Origin of the sequence: Agrobacterium larrymoorei (assembly GCF_005145045.1) — a bacterium.
Lineage (GTDB): Bacteria > Pseudomonadota > Alphaproteobacteria > Rhizobiales > Rhizobiaceae > Agrobacterium > Agrobacterium larrymoorei.
Genome location: NZ_CP039691.1, coordinates 893113 through 915232, shown reverse-complemented (window position 1 = coordinate 915232; position 22120 = coordinate 893113). Strand labels below are relative to the sequence as shown.

Genomic DNA, 22120 nt, shown 5'->3' with positions numbered 1-22120 from the left:
GGTCCGGGCGACGCCATTTTTCTGTTTCGCGACGAGGGAAACCCGGCATGGCCGCACGGCAACGCATCATCCCCGTCAGACGCGAATATAACCGCTGGGTCGCGAACCAGACGCTGGAAGATTACGCGCTGCGCTTCACCGCCAAAAGCGCCCGTCAGTTCTCCTCCAACCGCATTTCCCACACTGCCATCGGTGCGATTTCGTTTCTTGCGCTGGAAGCCATCGGCGGCGCGATCACCCTTTCCTACGGCACGACCAATGCCTTCTTCGCCATCGCAGCTGCCGCGGTCGCCATGCTGCTCGTCGGCCTGCCCATCAGCCGTTACGCCATCCGCCACGGCGTCGATATCGATCTTTTGACGCGCGGCGCAAGCTTCGGTTATATCGGCTCCACCATCACCTCGCTGATCTATGCCGCCTTCACCTTCATGCTGTTCGCCATCGAGGCATCCATCATGTCCGGCGCGCTGGAACTTGCGCTCGGGATACCGCTCTGGATCGGCTACATCATCTCGGCGGTGATGGTCATTCCGCTCGTCACCCACGGCGTGCGACTGATCAGCAAATTCCAGATCCTGACCCAGCCGTTCTGGATCGTCCTCAACATTCTGCCCTTCATCTTCATCGCGCTGCTGGACTGGCAGAAATTCGATCTCTGGCTTGCCTTCTCCGGTATCCACCACGCCTCGGCTCCGACAGGCGAAATCGCGCCGTTCAACCTCATCGAATTCGGCGCTGCCTCCGCCGTCATTCTGGCGCTGATGTCGCAGATCGGTGAACAGGTGGATTTCCTGCGCTTCCTGCCCGCCGAAGGGCAAAGCAAGCTGCGCCACAAGCTGGCGGTCTTCCTCGCCGGTGCGGGCTGGGTCGTCGTTGGCGTTCCAAAGCTTCTGGCGGGCTCCTTCCTCGTGGTGCTGACGCTCAGTTCCGGCGTGCCGGTGGATCGCGCCGCCGATCCCTCGCAAATGTACCTCACCGCCTTCGGCTACATGATTCCGAACGAGAATGCCGCCCTCCTTCTGATGGTGGCATTCGTGGTTGTGTCGCAGCTGAAGATCAATGTGATGAACGCCTATGCGGGCTCGCTCGCATGGTCCAACTTCTTCTCGCGCCTCACCCACAGCCATCCGGGCCGCGTCGTCTGGCTCATCTTCAATGTCGGCATCGCACTACTGTTGATGGAACTCGGCATCTACCGGCTGCTGGAAGAAACACTCGGCATCTTCTCCATCGTCGCCATGGCGTGGCTCTGCACAATCTCTGCCGATCTCTTCATCAACAAACCGCTCGGCCTTGCTCCACCCGGTATAGAGTTCAAACGCGCCCACCTCTATGACATCAACCCCGTTGGCGTCGGCGCGATGACGCTTTCGGCCACCATAGCGCTCACCGCCCATTTCGGTCTGTTCGGAACGCTTGCCGCATCGCTCGCGCCCTACATTACCCTCATCATCGCCTTCATCGCCTCCCCGCTGATAGCTTGGACGACGAAGGGAAAATTCTATCTGGCCCGCAAACCGCGACAGAAATGGAAAGAACTTTCCAGCATTACCTGCTCCATCTGCGAACATCCGTTCGAGCCGGAGGATATGGCCTGGTGTCCCGCCTATGCCGGGCCGATCTGCTCGCTATGCTGTTCGCTGGACAGCCGCTGTCACGATATGTGCAAGCCCAAGGCACGGCTGAATTACCAGACCGCACAGGTGGCCAAGACGTTTCTGCCGGAGCAACTCGTCGCCAAACTCGCCACCCGCCTTGGCCGCTACGCCATATTCTCGGCCATGGCCGTTGCGGCACTTGGCAGCATTCTGGCGCTGATCGCCCATCAGGTCGGCACCGGCACACCCACCACGGCGGATGTGGTCAACCGCACCATTCTCATCGTTTTCTTCGTCTTCGCCGTCATTGCGGGCATCGTCTGCTGGTTCCTCGTGCTGGCGCATGACAGCCGCGTGGTGGCGGAAGAGGAATCCTCGCGCCAGAACACGCTTCTGCTGAAGGAAATCGCTGCGCACCAGAAAACCGACGCCGCCCTGCAATATGCCAAGGAAACGGCGGAAGCCGCCAACCGCGCGAAAAGCCGCTACGTCGTCGGTCTCAGCCACGAATTGCGCACGCCGCTCAACGCCGTGCTGGGCTATGCGCAAATCCTCGAGCGGGACGAAACGATCCCCGCCCCGCGCCAGTCCGCCATCAAAGTCATCAAACGCTCAGCCGATCACCTCTCCGGCCTCATCGATGGTCTCTTGGATATTTCCAAGATCGAGGCGGGCCGCCTGCAGGTTTATTCCAACGAAATCAACATTCAGGATTTCCTCGACCAGATCGTCGATATGTTCCGCCCGCAGGCGCAGGCGAAGGGGCTGATCTTTCGCCACGAGCGGGCACGCGCCCTGCCGCAATATGTGCGCAGCGATGAAAAGCGCCTCCGGCAAATCCTCGTCAACCTGCTGTCCAACGCCATCAAATTCACCGATGAAGGCAGCGTCAGCTTCGACGTGACCTATCGAAGCCAAGTGGCGACCTTCACCGTGACCGATACGGGGCGCGGCATCGCGGAGAAGGACTTGGGCCGCATCTACGAGCCATTCCAGCGGGGCGAGGCGGACAGCATCAAGCCTATGCCGGGCCTCGGCCTCGGTCTCACCATCACCCAGCTTCTGACCAATACGCTGGGCGGAGAAATTTCCGTTTCCAGCGAAAAGGACAAGGGCTCCACCTTTCGCGTGCGGCTGATGCTTTCCACTGTTGATCGCCCCAGCACGGCGCTTGCGCCGGAAAAGAAGATCGTCTCCTATGCCGGGCCGCGCCGGACCATCGTCGTGGTGGACGACAATGAGGATCATCGCGACCTGATGCTCGAGGTGCTGAGCCCCCTCGATTTCGTCGTGCTGACCGCCCAAAGCGGGCCGGACTGCCTGACCCTGATCGAAGCCATGAAACCGGATGCCTTCCTGATCGATATTTCCATGCCGGGCATGAGCGGCTGGCAACTGGTGGACAGGCTGCGCGATGCGGGCCAGACAGCGCCCATCATCATGCTTTCCGCCAATATCGGCGACACGGCCATTATTGGCGCGGGGACGGATGGCCATAATGATGCGCTGGCAAAGCCGGTGGATATCCGCAAGCTCTGCGACCGCTTGGCCGTGCATCTCGGGCTGCAATGGGTTTACGAAAGCGATCTGCCGCCGGTAACCTTGCCCGTTCAAGACCTGAAACCATCCGCGCCAGCGCCCGCACATCTTCAGGATTTGATCGCGCTTGGCGAAATCGGCTATATCAGGGGTATCGAGGCCAAACTCGATGCGCTGGCTACTCAGCCGGAAAATCTGCCCTTCACCGAGGAGGCCAGACGCTTCGTGCGCGCCTTCGATCTTGCGGGCTATACCGATTATCTGCAAAGTTTTGAAACAAGGACCGGCACGGATGACTAAGTCGTTGCAGCCCCGCGACATCGTTCTGCTGGTGGATGACAGCCCTGAGGCACTCGGCTTTCTGACGGAAGCGCTGGAGCAATCCGGCTTTTCCGTGCTGATTGCGACCTCGGGACAAGCAGCCCTCAACATCGTGGAGCGTGTGACGCCGGACCTCATTCTTCTGGATGCAGTTATGCCGGGTCTGGATGGTTTCGAGACCTGCAAACGGCTGAAATCCAACGCGGCTGTTGCGCAAGTACCTGTCATCTTCATGACCGGACTGACCGAAACGGAACATGTGGTGCGCGCGCTGGAATGCGGCGGGGTGGATTACCTCAGCAAGCCCATCAACATAGATGAGTTGCGCGCCCGCCTGCGTGTGCATCTTTCCAACGCCCGCTCCGCGCAAAGCGCCCGTGTGGCGCTGGATGCCGCCGGTCGGCATCTTCTCGCGGTTCGAAAGGATGGGTCGATCCAGTGGTCGACGCCGCAGGCAACGCGCCTCATCAACGCCGCAACCGGCAGCAATGATGGGCTGGATATCGTTTCGCGCACGATTGGCGGGTGGATGGAAACGGAGCCTTCCCGCGAGACGCCGCTTACCGTTACACACGCCGAACGGCCTTCCCTGCAATTTACGTTTCTGGGGGCCGTTGGTGGCGACGAATATCTGTTTCGCCTGACCACGGTGAATGAGAAATCCGGCGAAGCGTTGCTACGGGAGCGGTTTGCGCTGACGACGCGCGAGTCGGAAGTGCTGATCTGGATTGCCAAGGGCAAATCGAACCGCGATATCGGGGAAATTCTTGGACTTTCAGCCCGAACGGTGAACAAGCACCTTGAGCAGATTTACGTGAAGCTCGGTGTTGAAAACCGCGCCTCTGCGGCAGTGAAAGCCGCCCATGTTCTGCACGAACAATAATTGGTTCTGATAAATCTTCCTCTATCCCGGCATCGCGCCGGGATAGAGGAAAAAGTCGAGAAGGATTAGCGGCAGACGCGCGTTTCCTTGACGACGACACGACCATGGTGATGCGTGCGAACCTTCTTGACGAAGCAATCGCGTGCAACGCGGTGATGACGAGGACGATACTCATCGCGCATCGGACGGTCTACGCTACGCTGCGTCGTCGTTACGGTAACGGTATCCGCATAGGACGGAGCAGCGACCGCGAAGAGAGACGAAACAGCGAGGACGGAAGAAAGAATAAGGTTTTTCATGATGAACTCCTTGTGATGGGCCGCAGAAAACGCCGCTCAACCTTTGCGGTTCCTTGCTCAACCCCACCTTTCGCAAATTTAATCTTTCCCGCGGCTTTCTTTTCCAAAAGTAAAGTCTAACCACTCGAAAGACGAAAAGAATGGACAATTTCGTCATCCTCTCCGGCTGCTCCGGCGGTGGAAAATCCACTCTCCTCGCGGCGCTCCGCGACCGGGGCTTTCCAACTCTGGAGGAGCCCGGACGGCGGGTCGTGCAACATCAGTTGAAGATGAACGGGCATGCATTGCCATGGCTGGATCTGGAAGCATTTCTGCATGAAGCCATAAAGCTGGCGAAAGATGATCATGAAAGCGCCGCCTCCCGCTCCGGCCCCCTATTCTTCGATCGCGGCCTCATAGATGCCGCGTCGGCGCTCCGCCATCTTAGTCAGGACAAATGGTTCGAGATCGTGAGAAACGATTTTCGCTATTTCCGGAAAGTCTTCCTCACGCCGCCATGGCCGGAAATTTACGTTACCGATGCCGAACGGCAGCATGAACTGAATGCCGCTATCGAAGAATATGACCGTCTCCTTCGCGACTTTGGCGAACTCGGCTACGAGGTCGTTATCCTGCCGAAAGTGAGCGTCGAGGAGCGCACGGCATTCATCCTCGATGAACTCGAAATTCGATGATGCCAAAATCAAAAAAAGCCCGGCATCACTGCCGGGCTTCGTTATCTTCACAGAGTTAAGAGCTTAGCTGCCCTGCTGGAAGTAGCTGTACTTGCCGTCCGGGCCCTTTTTCCATTCATACATGACGTAGCCAGGAAGCTTCGGGTCGCCCTTCTCGTCGAAGGAGATGTCGCCGAGCACGGTCTTGTAGGAGCCCTTCTTCAGCGCTTCTGCAACTTTTTCAGCTTCCAGCGAGCCAGCAGCCTTTGCGCCTTCGGCAATCGACTGGACGGCTGCGTAGGAGTAGAGGGTGTAAGCTTCAGGGTTGAAGCCAGCCTTCTTGAACTTCTCGACCAGTTCCTTGTTTTCAGGGCGCAGGGTTGGATCAGGACCGAAGGTGTTCAGCGTGCCTTCAACGGCGTCGCCAGCGATGGAAGCCAGTTCGTTGGAGACGATGCCGTCACCGGAAACGAGCTTCGCCTTCAGGCCCTGGTCCTTTGCCTGACGGATGATCAGACCGGCTTCGGTGTGGAGACCACCCCAGTAGATAACGGAAACGCCAGCTTCCTTCATCTTGGCGATGAGGGCGGAGAAGTCCTTGTCGCCGACGTTCACGCCTTCATAGATGGCTTCCTTCAGGCCAGCAGCATTTGCAGCCTTCTTGGTTTCATCGGCAAGGCCCTGACCATAAGGGGTCTTGTCGTGGATGATAGCGATCTTTGCGTCCTTGAAGTGGTCTGCAAGATACTTGCCGGCAATGCCGCCCTGCTGGTCGTCACGGCCGCAGGTGCGGAACGTGTTCCAAAGGCCGCGCTCGGTGAAGACCGGGTTGGTCGCAGCAGGCGTGATTTCGAGAATGCCGTTTTCGGCATAGACTTCAGACGCTGGAATGGAAACGCCCGAGTTGAAGTGGCCGACAACGAACTTCACGCCGTCAGCAACGAATTTGTTGGCAACCGAGATGCCCTGCTTCGGGTCGGACACGTCGTCGCCGAGAACGATCTTGATCTGCTCGCCATTGATGCCACCGGCGGCGTTGATGTCTGCTGCGGCCTGTTCAGCGCCCTTCTGGAGCTGCGCGCCGAAAGCGGCGTTCGGACCGGTCAACGGACCGCCAACACCGATGAGGATGTCAGCGTAAGCCGAACCGCTGAACGCGACCATTGCGGTCAGCGCAACTGCGGAAAGAAGAGACTTCTTCATTATATTACTCCCAGTTCCTTTGGTTGGGTAAATTACAATTGCCTGTTCAGCACCCACCTTAACTGCCCAGGTTGTTCCACTCTGGCGGGTATTCTGAATTCAGAAAAACCCCGCTGTCAATCTTTCTTCTTATATGAAAACGCCGAGGTTCGGTCGTAGAGCCAGTAGTAGTTATCCACCATCTGGTTGGTGCGCCGCATGCGAAAGCCTGCGGTCGCGAAAGCAAGCAGGACCACCACGTCTATGACGTAGTAAAAGCCATTCAGCAAAGGGCCTGCGAAGAGTGCATAATGCAGGAAGCGCATGACGCAACCAAGCAGCAATGCATAGATGACGACGCGCGGATATTCACCCCAGCCATCGGCCACGGACTTGCCCGTGCGCCATGCCGTCCAGAAGCCAAGGAGGACAACCAGCGCGCGAAGCACGTAACGGACGCCGTTATCGGTTTCGAAAAAAAGGCCCTGCATCTTTTCCCCATTCAGTGCCTGACGTGATGTTACACGCGGCCCTGTTTCAAGTCTTGCGCCCGCCGTTTGCCGGTGGGCTTTATTGTTCGTTGCGATCTGCCAAACCAGATAGGCAGTCTGACAGACCTTGATCAGATTTGCGCCCGGCGATTACGAACGCAAGCGATTTCTTAACTTCACCGGCAGAAAAATCGAAAAACCTTTTCGACCGGTGAATGGCGCTGGCATCGCGAGATTCCAGCGCCTCGTTTCACTTAATGGCGACCGCCTTCGAGATAGGCCGCGCGCACTTCCGGGTTTGCCAGAAGCTCCTTGCCGGAGCCGCTCATCGTCACCTTGCCGTTGACCATGACATAGGCCCGGTCGGACAGCTTCAGTGCCGCGAACGCATTCTGTTCAACGAGGAAGACGGTCAGCCCCTCTTCCTGGTTGAGCTTCTTGATCGCCGCGAAGATGCCCTTGACGATCAGCGGTGCGAGACCGAGCGACGGCTCATCCAGAAGCAGAAGCTTCGGACGCGCCATCAGTGCGCGACCGATGGACAGCATCTGCTGCTCGCCGCCCGAAAGCGTGCCGCCACGCTGGCTCTGACGCTCCTTCAGACGCGGGAACATGACGAAAACCTTCTCGACGTCTTCCTTGAAATATTTCAGGTTATCGAGATTGGCGCCCATCTGGAGATTTTCCAGAACCGTCATGCGCGGAAAAATCCGTCGGCCTTCGGGAGACTGGGCAATGCGCTTGCGCGCAATCAGATGCGTCGGAACGCGGGTGATATCCTCGCCATCGAAAATGACCTGGCCGGTCCGCGCCTGCGGAGAACCGCAGATCGTCATCATCAAGGTGGACTTACCGGCGCCGTTGGCACCGATGAGGCTGACGATCTCACCCTTGTTGACCTCGATATCGACGCCAGAGAGCGCGCGGATGTTGCCGTAATAGGTTTCGACGCCCTGTACTTTGAGAAGGGATTCAGACATCAGACTGCTCCCCCGTCGAGTTCTTCTGCAATCACTTCTTCCACTTCATCATCCTCGACACCCAGATAGGCGGCGATGACCTTGGGATCGTTCTTCACATGGTCCGGCGTGCCGTCGGAAATCTTCTGGCCATATTCCAGAACCACCACGTGGTCGGAAATCTCCATGACGACGGACATGTCGTGCTCGATGAGAAGCAGCGACGTGCCCTCATCGCGAATGCCGCGCAGAAGCGTGTTGAGCGCAAGCGATTCCTTCGGATTAAGACCCGCAGCAGGCTCGTCCAGGCACAGGAGTTCCGGGCCGGTGCACATGGCACGAGCAATTTCCAGACGACGCTGCGCGCCGTAGGAAAGATCGCCAGCCGGATCGTCCGCACGGTCTGTGAGGTCCGCTTTCTCCAGCCAGTACTTGGCCTTCTCGATAGCCGCCGCAGCCGCCTTGCTATAGGTCGGCAGGCCCAGAAGCCCGAGGATCGTGTAGCCGGACGCCTTCATCAGCGTGTTGTGCTGCGCGACCAGCAGGTTTTCAAGAACCGTCAGACCTGAGAACAGGCGGATGTTCTGGAAGGTGCGGGCAACCTTGGCCTTCTTGGTGATCTCGAAATCCGGCAGGCGCTCGAGAAGATGCTCCTCCCCGCCCTGCTGGCGCATGGTGATCATGCCCATCGTCGGCTTGTAAAAGCCGGTGATGCAGTTGAAGACGGTCGTCTTACCTGCACCGTTCGGACCGATCAGCGCGGTGATTTCCCCGCGCCTCGCCTCGAAGGAGAAGTCGTTGATGGCCATCAGGCCGCCGAACCGCATGGAGAGATGTTCGACTCTCAGGATCGTATCATTCGTCATTGCACTGTTTCCGAAAGCCATCAGCCGTGACCTTCCTTGGTAAAGCTGCCGGAGACAGCCTTGCGTTCCTTGAGGAAGGCCGTGGGTTCACGCGAGCCGACAAAGCCGCGTGGCTTGAACAGCATGACGATGACCATGGCGAGACCGAACAGCAGCATGCGGTAGAGTTCCGGCGTGAAATCATTGCCGAAGATGTGCTTGAGGAATTCCATCTCGCGCAGCAATTCGGTGCCACCCACCATCACCACGGCGGCAACGGCGATACCGGTCAGCGAGCCCATGCCGCCAAGAACGACGATGGCGAGAATGACGGCGGATTCCAGGAAGACGAAGCTTTCCGGAGATACGAAGCCCTGGCGAGCCGCGAAGAAGGAACCGGCAAAGCCACCGAACATCGCACCTGTTGCAAAGGCCGTGAGCTTGGTCTTGACCGTATCGATACCGAGCGAACGGCAGGCGATTTCGTCTTCACGCAGCGCTTCCCACGCACGACCGATCGGCATGCGGCGCAGCTTGATAGTGACATAGGCCGTCAGCATGCAGAGCAGCAGGATCACGTAGAACAGGAAGATCTTGTAATAGGCCGACGACATGGAGAGGCCGAACGCCTTGGCGAAGTTATTAGGTGCACCGACATCGAAGGACCAGATGCCGAAGACCGACGCCTTGGCGATGCCGGAGATACCGAAGGTTCCCTTGGTCACTTCGGTCCAGTTCAACAGCACAAGGCGGATGATTTCACCGAAGGCGAGCGTCACGATGGCGAGGTAATCCCCGCGCAGACGCAGGACCGGGAAGCCGAGGATGATGCCCCAGAACGCGGCCAGAATACCGGCCATGGGCAGAAGCACCCAGAAGGACAGGCCGAAATAGCTGGACAAAAGCGCATAGGAGTACGCGCCGACAGCGTAGAAGGCCACATAGCCAAGATCGAGCAGACCGGCGAGACCGACGACGATGTTCAGACCCCAGGCCAGCATCACATAGATGAGGATCTGGATGCCGAAATTGTCGACGAATTTCAGAGAGCCCTGAAAGCCGAAGAGACCGACTGTAATGGCCGGATAGGCCAGCAGGAAAACCAGTGCGATCTTGAGGAAGTGCTTGTGAAAGAAGCTCTTATTCTCGGAAATTTCCAGAACGCCGCTCTTGGCCTTTGCCAGCTTGCGACGGTCGAGATGCGGGCGGATGAAGCCGACGACGAGGAAACGGCCAACCGCCGCCACGCCGACGAATACCGCCAGCAGACCCCAGCGCGTGCCCCAGATCAACTGGTTGTTGATGTCCTGATAGGTGACGACGCCCACATAGAGAATGAACATTCCAAGCGAGACGAGGCCCGCGAAGATGCCTTCCTTCACAGCCGTCGCCATCAGGCTCGGGCTGGAAGTTCCGTTTTCGGAAGCAATATTTGCCATGATCTTAAACCTTCTCGACTTCCGGACGGCCCAGAATACCGGTCGGCTTGAAAATCAGCACGAAGGCGAGAATGCCGAAGGCAGCCACATCCTTGTAGGCGATGGAGAAGTAGGCGGACCAAAGCGATTCGATGAGGCCGATCAGAAGACCGCCGAGAACAGCGCCCGGAAGCGAACCGATGCCGCCGAGAACCGCAGCGGTGAAGGCCTTGACGCCCGGAATGAAGCCGTCATTGAACGAGGCGACACCGTAATACATGAGGTACATGGTACCGGCGACAGCCGCGAGCGCTGCACCCATGATGAAGGTGATCGAGATGGTACGGTCAACGTCGACACCCAGAAGAGCCGCCATCTTGCGGTCCTGTTCCGTTGCGCGCTGGGCGCGGCCAAGCGGTGTCTTGTTGACGATGTACCAGAAGGCAAACAGCAGAACCGACGTCACGACGACGATGATGAGCTGCTTCAGCGAAATGGTGATGGCGCCGAAGTGGAACGTATCCGTCACCAGCGAGGGAATCGGCTTGTTGCGCGGACCCTGCGTGACCTGAATGAAGTTCGAAAGCGCAATCGACATACCGATTGCCGTGATCAGCGGCGCGAGGCGGAAGGAGCCGCGCAGCGGGCGATAGGCGACGCGTTCGATTGCCCAGTTCCACAGGCCGGTCATCAGCATGGCGACGACCATCATCACCAGCAGCAGAATGACGACCGGAATACCGGCGAAGAAGGACGTCAAAATCAGAAAAACGATCAGCGCCGCGAAGCCACCGAGCATGAAAATATCGCCGTGGGCGAAGTTGATCATGCCGATAATGCCGTAGACCATCGTATAGCCAATAGCGATAAGGCCGTAGATCGATCCAAGAGTCAGCCCATTGATGAGCTGCTGGATAAAATACTCCATATTTTTCCCCCGGGCGCGACCTCTGATGGACCGCACCTCGTTATGTTGCTTCTGGGGGCTGCATTACGTTTTTGTCCCCCTTGAGCCAAACCCTTATCGCGTTCGGCAAAAATGTGAAGCCAAAAAGGTAGAAATGTGCACAAAATTTGGTGTTTCCACATCGATTGCCCCATCCCTCGCCACAAAGCGTAGAAAAGCGGCAGCGACTGCCGGGAATTTCGACGCAAAGATGTTATTATCATTATGGATGAATAGATATATTTGACCTCCGTTCGCTTAACGCGTAACGAACGCATCGACCCGCTTTTCCACTATAGAACGTACCAATGGCCGTACCATGTGAGCGCCTGTAAAAGGCGGATCGGCTGAAGGATCTGGAATGCTCGAAAGTCTGATGGCCGCAGCTTTGAAAGCCGGCAAGGAAATCATGACGGTTCACGCCGCCGGTCCGCACGTTACCTATAAAAACGACTGCTCTCCGGTGACAGAGGCGGATCAGCGCGCGGAAGATGCAATCCTGACATTTCTGGCGCGGGATTTCCCCGATATCCCGGTCGTTGCCGAAGAATCTGCGGCGGCAGGCCGCGTACCGGATGTGAAAGGCGATTTCTTTCTGGTCGATCCGCTGGACGGAACGAAGGAATTCATCTCCGGCAAACAGGATTTCACCGTCAACATTGCCCTGATCCACGGCGGAACACCCGTCATGGGCGTGGTCTATGCACCGGCACTGGGCGTTGCCTGGACCGGCCACGAGAATGCCGCCCGCAAAATCCATGTGTCAGGCGACTTCGAGGCTTCCAACACGCACCATATCCGCTGCCGCGCCAAGCCGCCTTTGCCGGTTGCCGTCATCAGCCGTTCGCACTGCACGCCGAAAACGGAAGCCTTCGTCGCGGAAAACGGCCTGATCGACAGCATTTCCATCGGCTCTTCCCTGAAATTCTGCATGCTGGCGGAAGGCGCGGCCGACGTTTACCCGCGCTTCAGCCGCACCATGATGTGGGATACGGCGGCGGGAGACGCCGTTCTGCGCGCAGCCGGTGGCATAACCCTCGATATGGCAGGCCTGCCGCTTCGCTACGAAATCGACCCCTCCGTGGAAGACATGCTGGCAAACCCGGATTTCATCGCCTGGGGTGCACCACCGCGATAATTTTTTTCGCGTTATTTTTCCCCACTGCATGAACTGGTCGCACAATCTCCGATGCAACGGAGATTGGATGCATGACGGACAACACGACGAGACTTCAACTACCCTATATCCTGCCCTCGCAGGCACAGAAACACGTCACCCATAATGAGGCGCTGCAGCGGCTCGATGCAACGATCCAGCTCGTGGTGACGGCTGAGAAGGATCAGCCGCCCGAAAGCGTTCAGGAGGGTCAATGCTACCTCATCGCAACCAGCGCTGCGGGGGATTGGGCGGGTAAAGCCCGACAGCTGGCTTTCAGGCAGGATGAGGCATGGCTCTTCATCATGCCCGCAAATGGCTGGCGCGCATGGTTTGCCGAAAGCAGCCGTTTGAAGGTGCTGATCGACGGAACATGGAAGGATGTTCCCCTGCCCGATACCGCGTCTTTCACCACGCTAGGCGTTGGAACCTCGGGCGATGCTTACAACCGTCTGGCGGTGGCCTCCAGCGCAACACTTCTGACCAATGCGCCATCCGGCGGCGGGCACCAGTTGAAGATCAACAAGGCGGCTACTTCGGATACTGCGTCCCTCCTCTTCCAGTCCAACTGGGGCGGACGGGCGGAAATGGGGTTGGCTGGCACCGATGCCTTCTCCATCAAGACAAGCGCCGATGGCTCCAACTGGCAGGTTGCGCTCAGCGCATCCGGCAGCGGCGTCGTATCCATGCCCAACCGGCCAGTGGCGCGCGCAGGCAGGGCAGCGGGAACATTCACACCAGCAACCGGCACCTTCTCGGGCTTTACCGATCTCAACGCACAACAAGGGGGCTTCGCTTTGGGGGCCGTCGTCTCCGGTTCGACGAAAGATCTGCGCGTACCAGTCACTGGTTTCTACCAGATCTCGCTTGCCCTCTCCGTCGTCTCCTCGTCAGGCCATAGTGTGGAAATCTGCGTGAATGGCACCAAGAGCGGACTTGCCATTTCCGGCACGAGCACTGCCGCAAACAGCACGCAATTCGCCAGCTTTATCATGAGCTTGAATGAGAACGACCGGCTGTCGCTGAGCCATATCGGAACATGCGTGCTGACAACGGGCGCGGGCAAAACGGAGCTTTCGGCAATCATGCTCTGAACTATTTGAAGATGCGACTTGCGTTTTTTCTGCACAGAAATGCGCGAGTCGCGTTTTTCCCGAATCTTTTTCAGCCGCCTTGCAAAATAAGGCAAAGCCGCAGATTCTTGAGGCTCAAGTGGCGCAAAGCTCGAACAAAACGAGCGAAATCATTCAAATTATTAACAAATTGTCTCTGGGTGCTTAGGTAATTTTTAAAGGTACCGCCCTAAAGTGCCTCAGCATATGGTCTTGAGTTTGTGTAGAGTGTCCAATGACCGAAATGATACGTCCACGAGTTAAATATGTCATCGGCCCCGATGGCAGTCCTCTTACGATTGCCGATTTGCCCCCTGCGGATACCCGCCGGTGGGTTATTCGCCGAAAGGCAGAGGTTGTTGCCGCCGTGCGCGGTGGCCTGTTGAGCCTCGAAGAAGCCTGTGAGCGTTACACGCTTACGGTTGAAGAGTTTCTGTCCTGGCAGTCTTCCATTTCCGATCACGGTCTTGCAGGCCTGCGCACCACGCGCATTCAGCAGTACCGTCACTAAGTTATCCGCCTTCGGGCAACACGGCAAAATTCAGCGTCGCACTTTCTCTGCAAAGCGGGGAAAGCGTGGCGCTGATCTGTTTTTTGCGTCTCCACAGAGTGGCCACACCGTTCACTCCCTGCCCTATTCTCTTTTCCGACAATGCTAATAGATTGGCGGCAGGACGAAAGCGAAAGGGATCGGAAGATGGACATTACCAGCAAAGAGACGGGTTCCAAGGGCGAGTACACGGCCTCCCTCGAAGGGCATAAAGCGGAGATGACCTATTCCCGCGCATCTGCCAAACTGATCATCATCGATCATACGGGCGTACCCGATGCACTGCGCGGCAAGGGCGTCGGCCAGGCGCTGGCAGCTTATGCCATAGAAGATGCGCGCAAAGGCGGCTGGAAGATCATGCCGCTCTGCCCGTTCTTCAAGGCACAGACGCAGAAGCATCCCGAATGGGCGGATGTTATCTCCGGCTGATCAAAACCAGATATGCCCGACAGTCCGGCCATCCACCGGCAAATCCTCGTAACTGTCGAGACCATCGAACCGCAACACCTTGATGCTGGCCACCGCCTCCGGCTCAGCAAGGCGAAGATTGACGGCAATCCGGACCTTGCCGTCAGGCCCCGTCGTGTTCGACCTCCATGAGACGACGTTTCCGCAGACCTTGCAGAAAGTAAACGAGAGGACCTTGGAGCCGCGCTGATATGGCACAAGGTGACCGTTCGGATCGTCTACCGTGATGGCGTAGCCATCATAATCATAGGCCCAAAGCACACCATAACGGCGGCACGCCGTGCAGTTGCAGATGGTGGCGTCGGGAATTTCTCCGCGAAACTCCCAATGCACCGCCGCACACAAGCAAGACCCGCGGGTGATCTTCGGCGCGGTAAAAGAACTCTGCTCATTCTCCATGGTCACGGCCTTCGTTTTCGTCACCCATTATAAATCCGTGACCGACCAGCGCAACGCGGCGCGCGCCCAGCAAAAAAGCCGCCCGGTACACCGGACGGCTTTCAAAATGGCATGACATAGCGTCATTGAAAGCAGCCTCCTGATCAACTGGCCGCCGTCAATAACGTCAATTCGTTTAACACGATGCCTCAGGCGCGAGCGCGGACCTGAACATCTCTGTTTTCGAGCGCGGCTGCCTTGTCATATTCAGCCTGGACTTCTTCCAGCGCTGCTTCCGCCGCTTCCTGCTGTGTTTTCAACTCGCGAATGGAAACCTGAAGGTTATCCGCGCGCTGGCGAGCCGCCTTGGCAAAGGTCGGATAGGCAAAATGGCTTGGATCGGTAATCCCAGACTTGCTCTCCTCGAGCGAGATCTGATGAACCAACTCCTTGGCCATACGCTCGAATTCGGACATCATCGACTGCAACTGCTGCAGCTGACGACGTTTTTCGTTGACCTGAAATTCCTTCAGGCGAACTAGGCTGTCACGCGACTTCATACGCAATACTCCGTGGATAGCGAGACCCCGGTCAAACAGGAACAAAACCCGTCAGCCCGGCTTGTGCCGGAATGATTCTCAAAGGTTACCCGACGTTAATAAAAAATCGCCGTCGTTAACCTTTCATTTACGGGCATCGTTAATGATAAGGCGGATCATTTAAGGGTCGGTAAATGCCAAGCCCAAAAAACCACGGGCACGACGATGTAGGAGTCGATTGAATCACTTAGCGTGAAATCTTCACGCTTTGGTTCATGTTTGGCGATGAGGGATTCACGTTCAAAAACAGCAGAGTGCCGCAATTATTTAATAAATTCTGCACACCTTGCCAAAGGCAATTAGAATTTGTTAACCATTTGGTGGCAGCCTGCAAATCAGGCAACGTCTGGATCCGCATCGCGAAAAAGGCATTGGTTTACTGATCGCGTGCGGCAAAGGGGATAATTATGCGGGTTCTACTTATTGAAGACGACAGCGCAACAGCTCAGAGCATCGAGCTGATGTTGAAGTCGGAAAGTTTCAACGTCTACACGACCGACCTCGGCGAGGAAGGCGTAGATCTTGGAAAACTCTACGATTACGACATCATTCTGCTCGACCTCAACCTGCCGGATATGTCCGGTTACGAGGTTCTGAGAACGCTTCGCCTGTCCAAGGTCAAGACGCCAATCCTTATCCTCTCCGGTATGGCAGGCATTGAAGACAAGGTTCGTGGCCTCGGCTTCGGCGCAGACGATTACATGACCAAGCCTTTCCACAAGGATGAGCTTGTTGCCCGCATTCACGCAATCGTCCGTCGCTCCAAGGGCCATGCACAGTCGGTTATCGCAACCGGCGAGCTGATCGTGAACCTGGATGCCAAGACTGTCGAAGTCGGCGGCCAGCGCGTTCACCTGACGGGCAAGGAATACCAGATGCTGGAGCTTCTTTCGCTCCGCAAGGGCACCACGCTCACCAAGGAAATGTTCCTCAACCACCTCTATGGCGGTATGGATGAGCCTGAACTGAAGATCATCGACGTTTTCATCTGCAAGCTGCGCAAGAAGCTGGCAAATGCTGCAGGCGGCGCAAACTACATCGAGACCGTTTGGGGCCGCGGCTACGTTCTGCGCGAGCCGGATGGCGCAACAGAATATCTCGAAACCGCCTGATTATTCCCAATCGAAAATACTCGCATGACAAACCCGCCGCGCAATCGGCGGGTTTTGCTTTTCATGGCTCATGCTTGTTCGCCGAAAAGCGTGGCTTCAGTGTTACCCGCGTTGTTCCGCGGCACGCTGAACCGTCTGGAAGACGCTTGCTACATTATCGATGGCGATGAATTGCGGCACCGGATCAAGCGACGGTATCCAGATGGCGAAGCCTGAGTGGCCGAAGAAGGGCGCCTGCGCGCCGAACCTGATCGTTCCCCTGCCATCCCCCCGCTCCGTCAATTGCAAATCCGGCATCCGTTCCAGTACGACAGTTGAAAACTTCCCTACCGGGCGCGTCTGGAGAATGATGATTCGCCGGTCCGTTACGGCATATTCCATGCCCTTGCGCACCCAGGCGTCGAAAAGCAGGCGCCCGAACACCATAAAAATGCCAACGCAAACAAAAATCCCGCCGACGAAGGGAAAGAAGAAAGGAGCATTTGCACTGGACGCCATCACCGTCCAGAAGATTGCGAAAGCGCACCAGAGCACGCTGAATGGGACAACCAGAATATCCCGAGGGTGAAACAGGATGCCTTGCTTTGGCCTCCCGGACCACAAAATCCGCTCATGGGGTAAAAGACGAGACTTCAAGGATTGGTCCAGCATCGATCCTCCTACGCGCATCCCGCGCCGAAACTATCGAAACATCTCTTAATTGCAAATACGCAACCGCCACCGTAAAGAGCGATTTTCAGCCGTTTAGTTCTGAGGTGTTTTATGGATATCCGCAAGGCCTGCATCGCCGACGCCTCCTGCCTCGCCGCCCTCTCGATCGAGGTGTGGGTCGGAACCTATCTCAGAAACGGCGTCTCGAAGTTCTTTGCAGACTACGCCCTGTCGGAATTCACCACCAACCGCTTCGAAGCACTGATCGAACAGGAGCGTGACGTTACTCTGGTTTCGGAAAACACGGGCGGTATCGACGGTTATATCCGGATTGCCTTCGATAGCGAAGCTGCCGTTCCCACCAATTCGACGACAGAAATCAAGACATTCTATGTCCAGCCCCGCCATCAGGGAAAGGGCATCGGAAAGCGGCTGCTGGAAGAAGCCTACAGGCTCTGTGCCGCGAAAGGCAGTGGATCGGCGTGGCTGACGGTCAATAGCGAGAACCGCACGGCAATCGATTTCTATATCGCGCAGGGGTTCAGCAAGATCGGCGAGACCGTGTTCACCATCGATGGCGAGTCCTACCCGAACGAGGTGATGCTGAAAGAGTTTTGAGCTTGCCAAGTGATTCGGGCCGCCTTGTGAGGCGGCCCGATTTCAAGCAATCACGCAGCGGTTTCAACCACATGCGCGGTAAAGACCACGCGGTCTTCATGTATTTTGTATTCGATCTTCATGCCCGCCTCTTCGGCCAGCAACAGCGTGTAGTAAGGCTGAACGGAATGGGCGTCGATTGCCTCTTCTTCCGTGCCTTCGGCAAGCGCTGCGAACTTGGCGGGCACGCGCATCATGCGGCCCTTGACGGTGATTTCGAACCTGGCGTCACCTTCGGGATTTTCCAGCGTGACATCCGCATTGCCGCCGCGCGGAATGGCGCTGTAGGCAACGAGGAAGAGATTGAGCAGCAGCTTTACCCGGTTCTTCGGCACGATGGCGCGCGGTCCGGTCCAGGTGACTTCCACCTTTTTTTCTGCACTGGCGAAGTCCTTTGCGGCCTTTTCAGCCTCGCCCGTATCGATGGACGCCCCGGCGGAACCGGAAGCACCGAAAGCCAGGCGGGCAAACTTCAGTCTGACGGAAGCGTTGAGAGCAGAGGTGCGGATCAGATCCAGCGCATCTGCATCCGCACCGCCCTCGTCCAGAAGCTCGAGACCATTGTTGATGGCACCGACCGGCGAGATGACGTCATGGCAGACGCGGCTGCAAAGAAGAGCCGCCAGATCTGGGCCGGACAGAGAAAGAGCAAGTTTGGTCGTCATAATTTTTTCTCCTGCGCAAGTGCTGCGCGGACCTCATCGAAATTGTTAGAGCGTTTCCTGGTTAAATGGCAACGGTTCTGTTGGTTCAAACGGGCCACCTGCTTGTGCGGGCGGCGCGTGCCGTAGCCTCAGCATACGGCCAAGCCGTCCGTGCAAGCAGGTGGCCCGTTTCAACCAACCCGTAGGGCTTGGCAGAACGTTGCCATTTAACCAGGAAGCGCTCTAAGCCATAATGACACCATATTTGGTAAACCGATTGTTAATATCATGGTCTCAAAATGCCAAATGTCTTAACAGAATAACGGTAACAAACAGACGAACGGAACTGACGATGCGACTTAACGAACTCCGCACCATCGCACGCCTCGGACTGGTCAAGATTTTCGTGATCCTCGCGAGCCTGTCCCTGTCGGCAGCGCAGGCATCGGCGCAAAGCAGCGATCAATATACCATTCAGGAAATTGTCGATGCCGGTCACGGCTTCTTCGGCGAGACGACGGGTGGGTTGGCGAAGGTCGTGGAACGCGCATTCCAGCAATATGGTCTGCCAAACGGCTATATTCTCGGACAAGAAGGCTCAGGCGCATTCGTTGCTGGCCTGACCTATGGCGAAGGCACGCTGTACACGAAGAATGCGGGCCAGCATCCGGTTTTCTGGCAGGGCCCGTCGCTCGGCCTCGATTATGGCGGTCAGGGAACCCGTGCCATGATGCTCGTTTATAACCTGCCGGCGGTCAATTCGCTGTACCGTCGCTATGGCGGCGTCAGCGGCTCGGCCTTCATCGTCGCGGGCGTTGGCATGACGGTTCTCAAGAACAGCGATGTCACCATTGCGCCGATCAGAACCGGCGTCGGCGCGCGCCTCGGCATCAATGTGGGCTATCTGAAGCTGACACCCCAGCCGACATGGAACCCCTTCTGATTCGCTTTCATCGTAATTTTCGATAAAATGCCCTGGTGCGACCCCGATCTGCCCGTTACGACTGGCGCAAGATTGGCGTGAAATTCTTCGCACCGATTTAAAATGAGTCGTGCTGCGGGCCATTTGCCCGCCTCGCACGGCCAGTGGAGAGTGCTGCGCGTGATTGAGTACGCCCTTATTTTCGGCCTTGGTTTTCTCTGCGCAATCCTGCTGGTCTCGCTTCTGGCGCCCGCAATCCACCGGCGCATCGTGGCCTATACGGAGCGGAAACTGCGCGCCACCATGCCGATGAGCCCGCAGGAAGTGCGCGCGCAAAAGGATATGGCGCGCGCGCTTTACGCCGCTGAAAATGCCCGCGCCCGGCAGGAACTGGATACCGAGCGCGAAAAGGCGCTTTCGCTGAAATTTCGAAATGATGCCGCCGTGGGCGATGCCAGCAGGCTTCTGGCCGAAACACGCGAATTGAAGCTTCAGCTCGAAAACATGACTTTGGAAGCTGGCGACCTGCGCGCCAAGGCCCGCCGCCATGAAGACGCAGCGGCGCGGCTGACGACGAAGCTGAACGATGCGGAAGAATCGGCGATCGCCCGCACGCAGGAAATCTCCAACCTCACCAAGCGAATCGGCGCCATTTCCCGCGAGTTGGACGATCTCAAGATCACCCTGTCCGCCCGTGATATCGAGGTGGAGCAGTCCAAGCATAAAACGGCCACCTGGCGCAAGGAGCGCGAGGCCATCACCAAGGAACTCGAAGAGGCGTCAACGAAGAACCGCGAGGCCGCCAACCACATGAGCCGCGAGAGCCGCAAGATTGCGCGTCTCGAGGATCAACTCGCCAAGGAAGCTGCCCGCAACGCCGATAACGACACCCTGCTCGAACGCCGGGCGCAGGAAATCGCGCGCCTGAAAGAGCGCCTCTCCGGCGATGCAACGTCCCCCGCCGCAGTCGCAGCAGTAGCTGCGCAGCCTGAAGCCACGAGCGAAACACCGGATCGGCTGGCGCGCGAAATCGAGGACATCCGCAATCAGGGCACGGCGTTGACCGAGCGTCTGCTGAACGTCAAGGGTGACAAGAACGACGAGGCCATCCGCAAGGAAATCGCCCAGATCGCCGCCCGCATGATTGCGCTAACCGCAGCCCAGGAAGGCGATGCATCGCCCATCCCAGCGCTCATCGCCAATGCTGCAAATGACAGCGGACGACAAAATCTCGCGGGCCGCGCAAGTGATTTGATCACAAGGCAGAAGAGCTGACCTGCTTCGAAGCGGCACCGGAATCAAAAAAATCGCGATAGATCGCATTAAAAATAAAGACCGATAAAATTGTAGCTATCGGTTTAAAGCCGCCGCAAAGCTTGGGGACTAGATTGGTCTTCACAGGCGCCGGAGAGACAAGAACAAAATCCCGGCGCAATAACCAAGCGCAGAGCCAAGCGGGCAAGCTGGCCATTAAAAACGGGGTTTGACATGTTGAAGAAGCTTTTTGCTGCCGCACTGTGCGGCATCGTCATCGCATCCATCGCCAGCCATGCGGATGCCGCAGGCCCCGGCAGCTTTGCCAGAAGCTTCGCCTCCATCGAGCGCAGCGTGGTCGCCTCTGCACTGACCGAAAGCGAAAAAGCGGATTTTGAGCGCGACAGAACGTTGATGATGCTCGACCACTATTTCGAGCGTTTCGATCAGACACCGATTTCCATCTGATCCATCCTTCAAACCATCATGACTGACTGCCGCCTTTTTCGTCAGGCCCCGCGCCTCACGAAACGGGCGGCTTTTTTCGTTCCGCCACGGCAATGCCGCCCAGCGCCAGCAGAAGCGCCACGATCTGGTAGGAATGCAGCGTCTCGCCAATAATCAGCACCGAGAGAAATGTGCCGAATACCGGAATGAGGTTGATGAACAGCCCCGCACGGTTGGGGCCGATGGTTTCGACGCCCTTGATGAAGAATATCTGCGCCACCAGCGACGGAAACAGTGCCGTATAGACCGTAATTACCCAGCCCTTGGCATCGGGCCAGATGGCGATCTCTCTGGACACCTCCCACAGCATCAGCGGTACCGATGTGATAAGCGCAGCGGCGGCAGGTATCGCCATCAGGGTGCGCCAGTCTACAGCCGGCTTCCAGCGCAGGATAACGGTGTAGATGGCATAGGCGAGCACCGCGAGCAGCATGATTGCGTCGCCGGGATTGAACTGCAACCGGACCAGCGACATCAGGTCTCCACGCGATGCCAAGAGCGCAACACCGAAAATCGTCAGCACGAAGCCGATCACCTGCCCTGCAAACACCTTCGTCCGAAACAGGGCGAAATTGAAAATGAAGATCACCATCGGAATGACGGCCTGTATGACGGCGGCATTGATTGCGGAGGTATAATTGAGCGCCGTATAGAGTGACGCGTTGAAGCAGGTATAGCCAACGGCACCGAGCACGAAGAAATAGGGCAGCCGCGTTTTGACCACCGGCCAGTCCCGTTTCAGCTGCGGCAGGGAAATGGCAACGATGATCGAAACCGCCAGAACCCAGCGCAAAAACGTCAGCACCATGGGGCTGACATGGCCCACCGCCAGCTTGCCCGCCACGGCATTTCCGCCCCAACACAATGCTGCAACGATAAGAACGAGATAGGCTCTGGAGGGCACGGCGCAATTGCTTTCAGGTGATGAACTACCGAACTTCTGCACGCCTGTATTGAGCTTCGCAAGCGCGATTGC

Annotated in this window: 24 protein-coding genes; 12 read left to right on the top strand and 12 right to left on the bottom strand. The window is 57.4% G+C overall.

Annotated elements, in window-relative coordinates; all coding sequences use genetic code 11:
- The first annotated feature begins 47 nt into the window (after positions 1 to 47).
- Together CFBP5473_RS04280 and CFBP5473_RS04275 are read left to right on the top strand one after the other, a co-directional pair.
- The gene (locus tag CFBP5473_RS04280; RefSeq protein WP_027675765.1) at positions 48 to 3437 is read left to right on the top strand and encodes a hybrid sensor histidine kinase/response regulator; all 3390 of its coding nucleotides are present in this window, start codon (positions 48 to 50) and stop codon (positions 3435 to 3437) included.
- A complete protein-coding gene (locus CFBP5473_RS04275) occupies positions 3430 to 4341 on the top strand; it encodes a response regulator (protein ID WP_027675766.1) in 912 nt (303 codons plus the stop codon). The genes CFBP5473_RS04280 and CFBP5473_RS04275 overlap by 8 nt, the downstream gene beginning before the upstream one ends.
- Before the next feature lie 65 nt (positions 4342 to 4406).
- Here CFBP5473_RS04275 and CFBP5473_RS04270 read toward each other — a convergent pair whose 3' ends face one another.
- Positions 4407 to 4640, bottom strand: coding sequence for a hypothetical protein (locus tag CFBP5473_RS04270; RefSeq protein ID WP_027675767.1), 234 nt, complete (start codon positions 4638 to 4640; stop codon positions 4407 to 4409).
- A gap of 140 nt (positions 4641 to 4780) precedes the next feature.
- Between CFBP5473_RS04270 and CFBP5473_RS04265 the strand changes: the two genes are divergently transcribed.
- Complete coding sequence (locus CFBP5473_RS04265; RefSeq protein WP_027675768.1) at positions 4781 to 5314, top strand: AAA family ATPase; 534 nt, start codon at positions 4781 to 4783, stop codon at positions 5312 to 5314.
- 63 nt (positions 5315 to 5377) lie between these two features.
- On the opposite strand, the gene CFBP5473_RS04260 is transcribed toward CFBP5473_RS04265, so the two are convergent.
- From CFBP5473_RS04260 to CFBP5473_RS04235, 6 genes are all read right to left on the bottom strand, one after another.
- Entirely contained in the window at positions 5378 to 6496 is a 1119-nt protein-coding gene (locus CFBP5473_RS04260) for a branched-chain amino acid ABC transporter substrate-binding protein (RefSeq protein WP_027675769.1), read from the bottom strand.
- A gap of 116 nt (positions 6497 to 6612) precedes the next feature.
- Positions 6613 to 6966, bottom strand: coding sequence for a DUF6867 family protein (locus tag CFBP5473_RS04255; RefSeq protein ID WP_027675770.1), 354 nt, complete (start codon positions 6964 to 6966; stop codon positions 6613 to 6615).
- A gap of 254 nt (positions 6967 to 7220) precedes the next feature.
- Entirely contained in the window at positions 7221 to 7946 is a 726-nt protein-coding gene (locus CFBP5473_RS04250; RefSeq protein WP_037171048.1) for an ABC transporter ATP-binding protein, read from the bottom strand.
- A complete protein-coding gene (locus CFBP5473_RS04245) occupies positions 7946 to 8791 on the bottom strand; it encodes an ABC transporter ATP-binding protein (RefSeq protein WP_234881779.1) in 846 nt (281 codons plus the stop codon). The genes CFBP5473_RS04250 and CFBP5473_RS04245 overlap by 1 nt, the downstream gene beginning before the upstream one ends.
- 20 nt (positions 8792 to 8811) lie before the next feature.
- On the bottom strand, positions 8812 to 10209 hold the full coding sequence (gene livM / locus CFBP5473_RS04240; RefSeq protein WP_027675773.1) for a high-affinity branched-chain amino acid ABC transporter permease LivM: 1398 nt from the start codon (positions 10207 to 10209) through the stop codon (positions 8812 to 8814).
- A gap of 4 nt (positions 10210 to 10213) precedes the next feature.
- On the bottom strand, positions 10214 to 11116 hold the full coding sequence (locus tag CFBP5473_RS04235) for a branched-chain amino acid ABC transporter permease (protein WP_027675774.1): 903 nt from the start codon (positions 11114 to 11116) through the stop codon (positions 10214 to 10216).
- Positions 11117 to 11495: 379 nt separating this feature from the next.
- Here CFBP5473_RS04235 and cysQ point away from each other — a divergent pair, with 379 nt between their 5' ends.
- From cysQ to CFBP5473_RS04215, 4 genes are all read left to right on the top strand, one after another.
- The gene (gene cysQ, locus CFBP5473_RS04230; protein ID WP_027675775.1) at positions 11496 to 12272 is read left to right on the top strand and encodes a 3'(2'),5'-bisphosphate nucleotidase CysQ; all 777 of its coding nucleotides are present in this window, start codon (positions 11496 to 11498) and stop codon (positions 12270 to 12272) included.
- Positions 12273 to 12343: 71 nt separating this feature from the next.
- Positions 12344 to 13384 carry a DUF2793 domain-containing protein gene (locus CFBP5473_RS04225; RefSeq protein ID WP_027675776.1) on the top strand — a complete coding sequence of 347 codons (1041 nt, stop codon included), beginning with the start codon at positions 12344 to 12346 and terminating at the stop codon, positions 13382 to 13384.
- Positions 13385 to 13637: 253 nt separating this feature from the next.
- A complete protein-coding gene (gene sciP, locus CFBP5473_RS04220) occupies positions 13638 to 13913 on the top strand; it encodes a CtrA inhibitor SciP (protein WP_027675777.1) in 276 nt (91 codons plus the stop codon).
- A gap of 186 nt (positions 13914 to 14099) precedes the next feature.
- Positions 14100 to 14381: a GNAT family N-acetyltransferase gene (locus tag CFBP5473_RS04215; protein WP_027675778.1), complete on the top strand. Its 282-nt coding sequence runs from the start codon at positions 14100 to 14102 to the stop codon at positions 14379 to 14381.
- Here CFBP5473_RS04215 and CFBP5473_RS04210 read toward each other — a convergent pair whose 3' ends face one another.
- Together CFBP5473_RS04210 and CFBP5473_RS04205 are read right to left on the bottom strand one after the other, a co-directional pair.
- A complete protein-coding gene (locus CFBP5473_RS04210) occupies positions 14382 to 14843 on the bottom strand; it encodes a GFA family protein (protein WP_328703238.1) in 462 nt (153 codons plus the stop codon).
- Positions 14844 to 15007: 164 nt separating this feature from the next.
- Complete coding sequence (locus tag CFBP5473_RS04205; protein WP_027675780.1) at positions 15008 to 15358, bottom strand: flagellar export protein FliJ; 351 nt, start codon at positions 15356 to 15358, stop codon at positions 15008 to 15010.
- A gap of 446 nt (positions 15359 to 15804) precedes the next feature.
- On the opposite strand from CFBP5473_RS04205, the gene ctrA reads away from it, so the two are divergent.
- Positions 15805 to 16509: a response regulator transcription factor CtrA gene (gene ctrA, locus CFBP5473_RS04200; RefSeq protein ID WP_027675781.1), complete on the top strand. Its 705-nt coding sequence runs from the start codon at positions 15805 to 15807 to the stop codon at positions 16507 to 16509.
- 102 nt (positions 16510 to 16611) lie between these two features.
- Here ctrA and CFBP5473_RS04195 read toward each other — a convergent pair whose 3' ends face one another.
- On the bottom strand, positions 16612 to 17160 hold the full coding sequence (locus CFBP5473_RS04195) for a hypothetical protein (RefSeq protein ID WP_027675782.1): 549 nt from the start codon (positions 17158 to 17160) through the stop codon (positions 16612 to 16614).
- Between the two features lie 111 nt (positions 17161 to 17271).
- On the opposite strand from CFBP5473_RS04195, the gene CFBP5473_RS04190 reads away from it, so the two are divergent.
- Positions 17272 to 17778 (top strand): GNAT family N-acetyltransferase, encoded by a 507-nt coding sequence (locus tag CFBP5473_RS04190; RefSeq protein ID WP_027675783.1) that lies wholly within the window; start codon positions 17272 to 17274, stop codon positions 17776 to 17778.
- A 50-nt stretch (positions 17779 to 17828) separates the two neighbouring features.
- Here CFBP5473_RS04190 and chpT read toward each other — a convergent pair whose 3' ends face one another.
- Entirely contained in the window at positions 17829 to 18482 is a 654-nt protein-coding gene (gene chpT / locus CFBP5473_RS04185; RefSeq protein WP_027675784.1) for a histidine phosphotransferase ChpT, read from the bottom strand.
- Between the two features lie 325 nt (positions 18483 to 18807).
- Here chpT and CFBP5473_RS04180 point away from each other — a divergent pair, with 325 nt between their 5' ends.
- From CFBP5473_RS04180 to CFBP5473_RS04170, 3 genes are all read left to right on the top strand, one after another.
- The gene (locus CFBP5473_RS04180) at positions 18808 to 19404 is read left to right on the top strand and encodes a DUF1134 domain-containing protein (RefSeq protein ID WP_027675785.1); all 597 of its coding nucleotides are present in this window, start codon (positions 18808 to 18810) and stop codon (positions 19402 to 19404) included.
- Positions 19405 to 19563: 159 nt separating this feature from the next.
- On the top strand, positions 19564 to 20658 hold the full coding sequence (locus CFBP5473_RS04175; protein ID WP_027675786.1) for a coiled-coil domain-containing protein: 1095 nt from the start codon (positions 19564 to 19566) through the stop codon (positions 20656 to 20658).
- 213 nt (positions 20659 to 20871) lie between these two features.
- Positions 20872 to 21105, top strand: a complete 234-nt coding sequence (locus tag CFBP5473_RS04170; protein WP_027675787.1) for a hypothetical protein — start codon at positions 20872 to 20874, stop codon at positions 21103 to 21105.
- Between the two features lie 55 nt (positions 21106 to 21160).
- On the opposite strand, the gene CFBP5473_RS04165 is transcribed toward CFBP5473_RS04170, so the two are convergent.
- Entirely contained in the window at positions 21161 to 22048 is an 888-nt protein-coding gene (locus tag CFBP5473_RS04165; RefSeq protein ID WP_027675788.1) for a DMT family transporter, read from the bottom strand.
- Positions 22049 to 22120 lie beyond the last annotated feature (72 nt).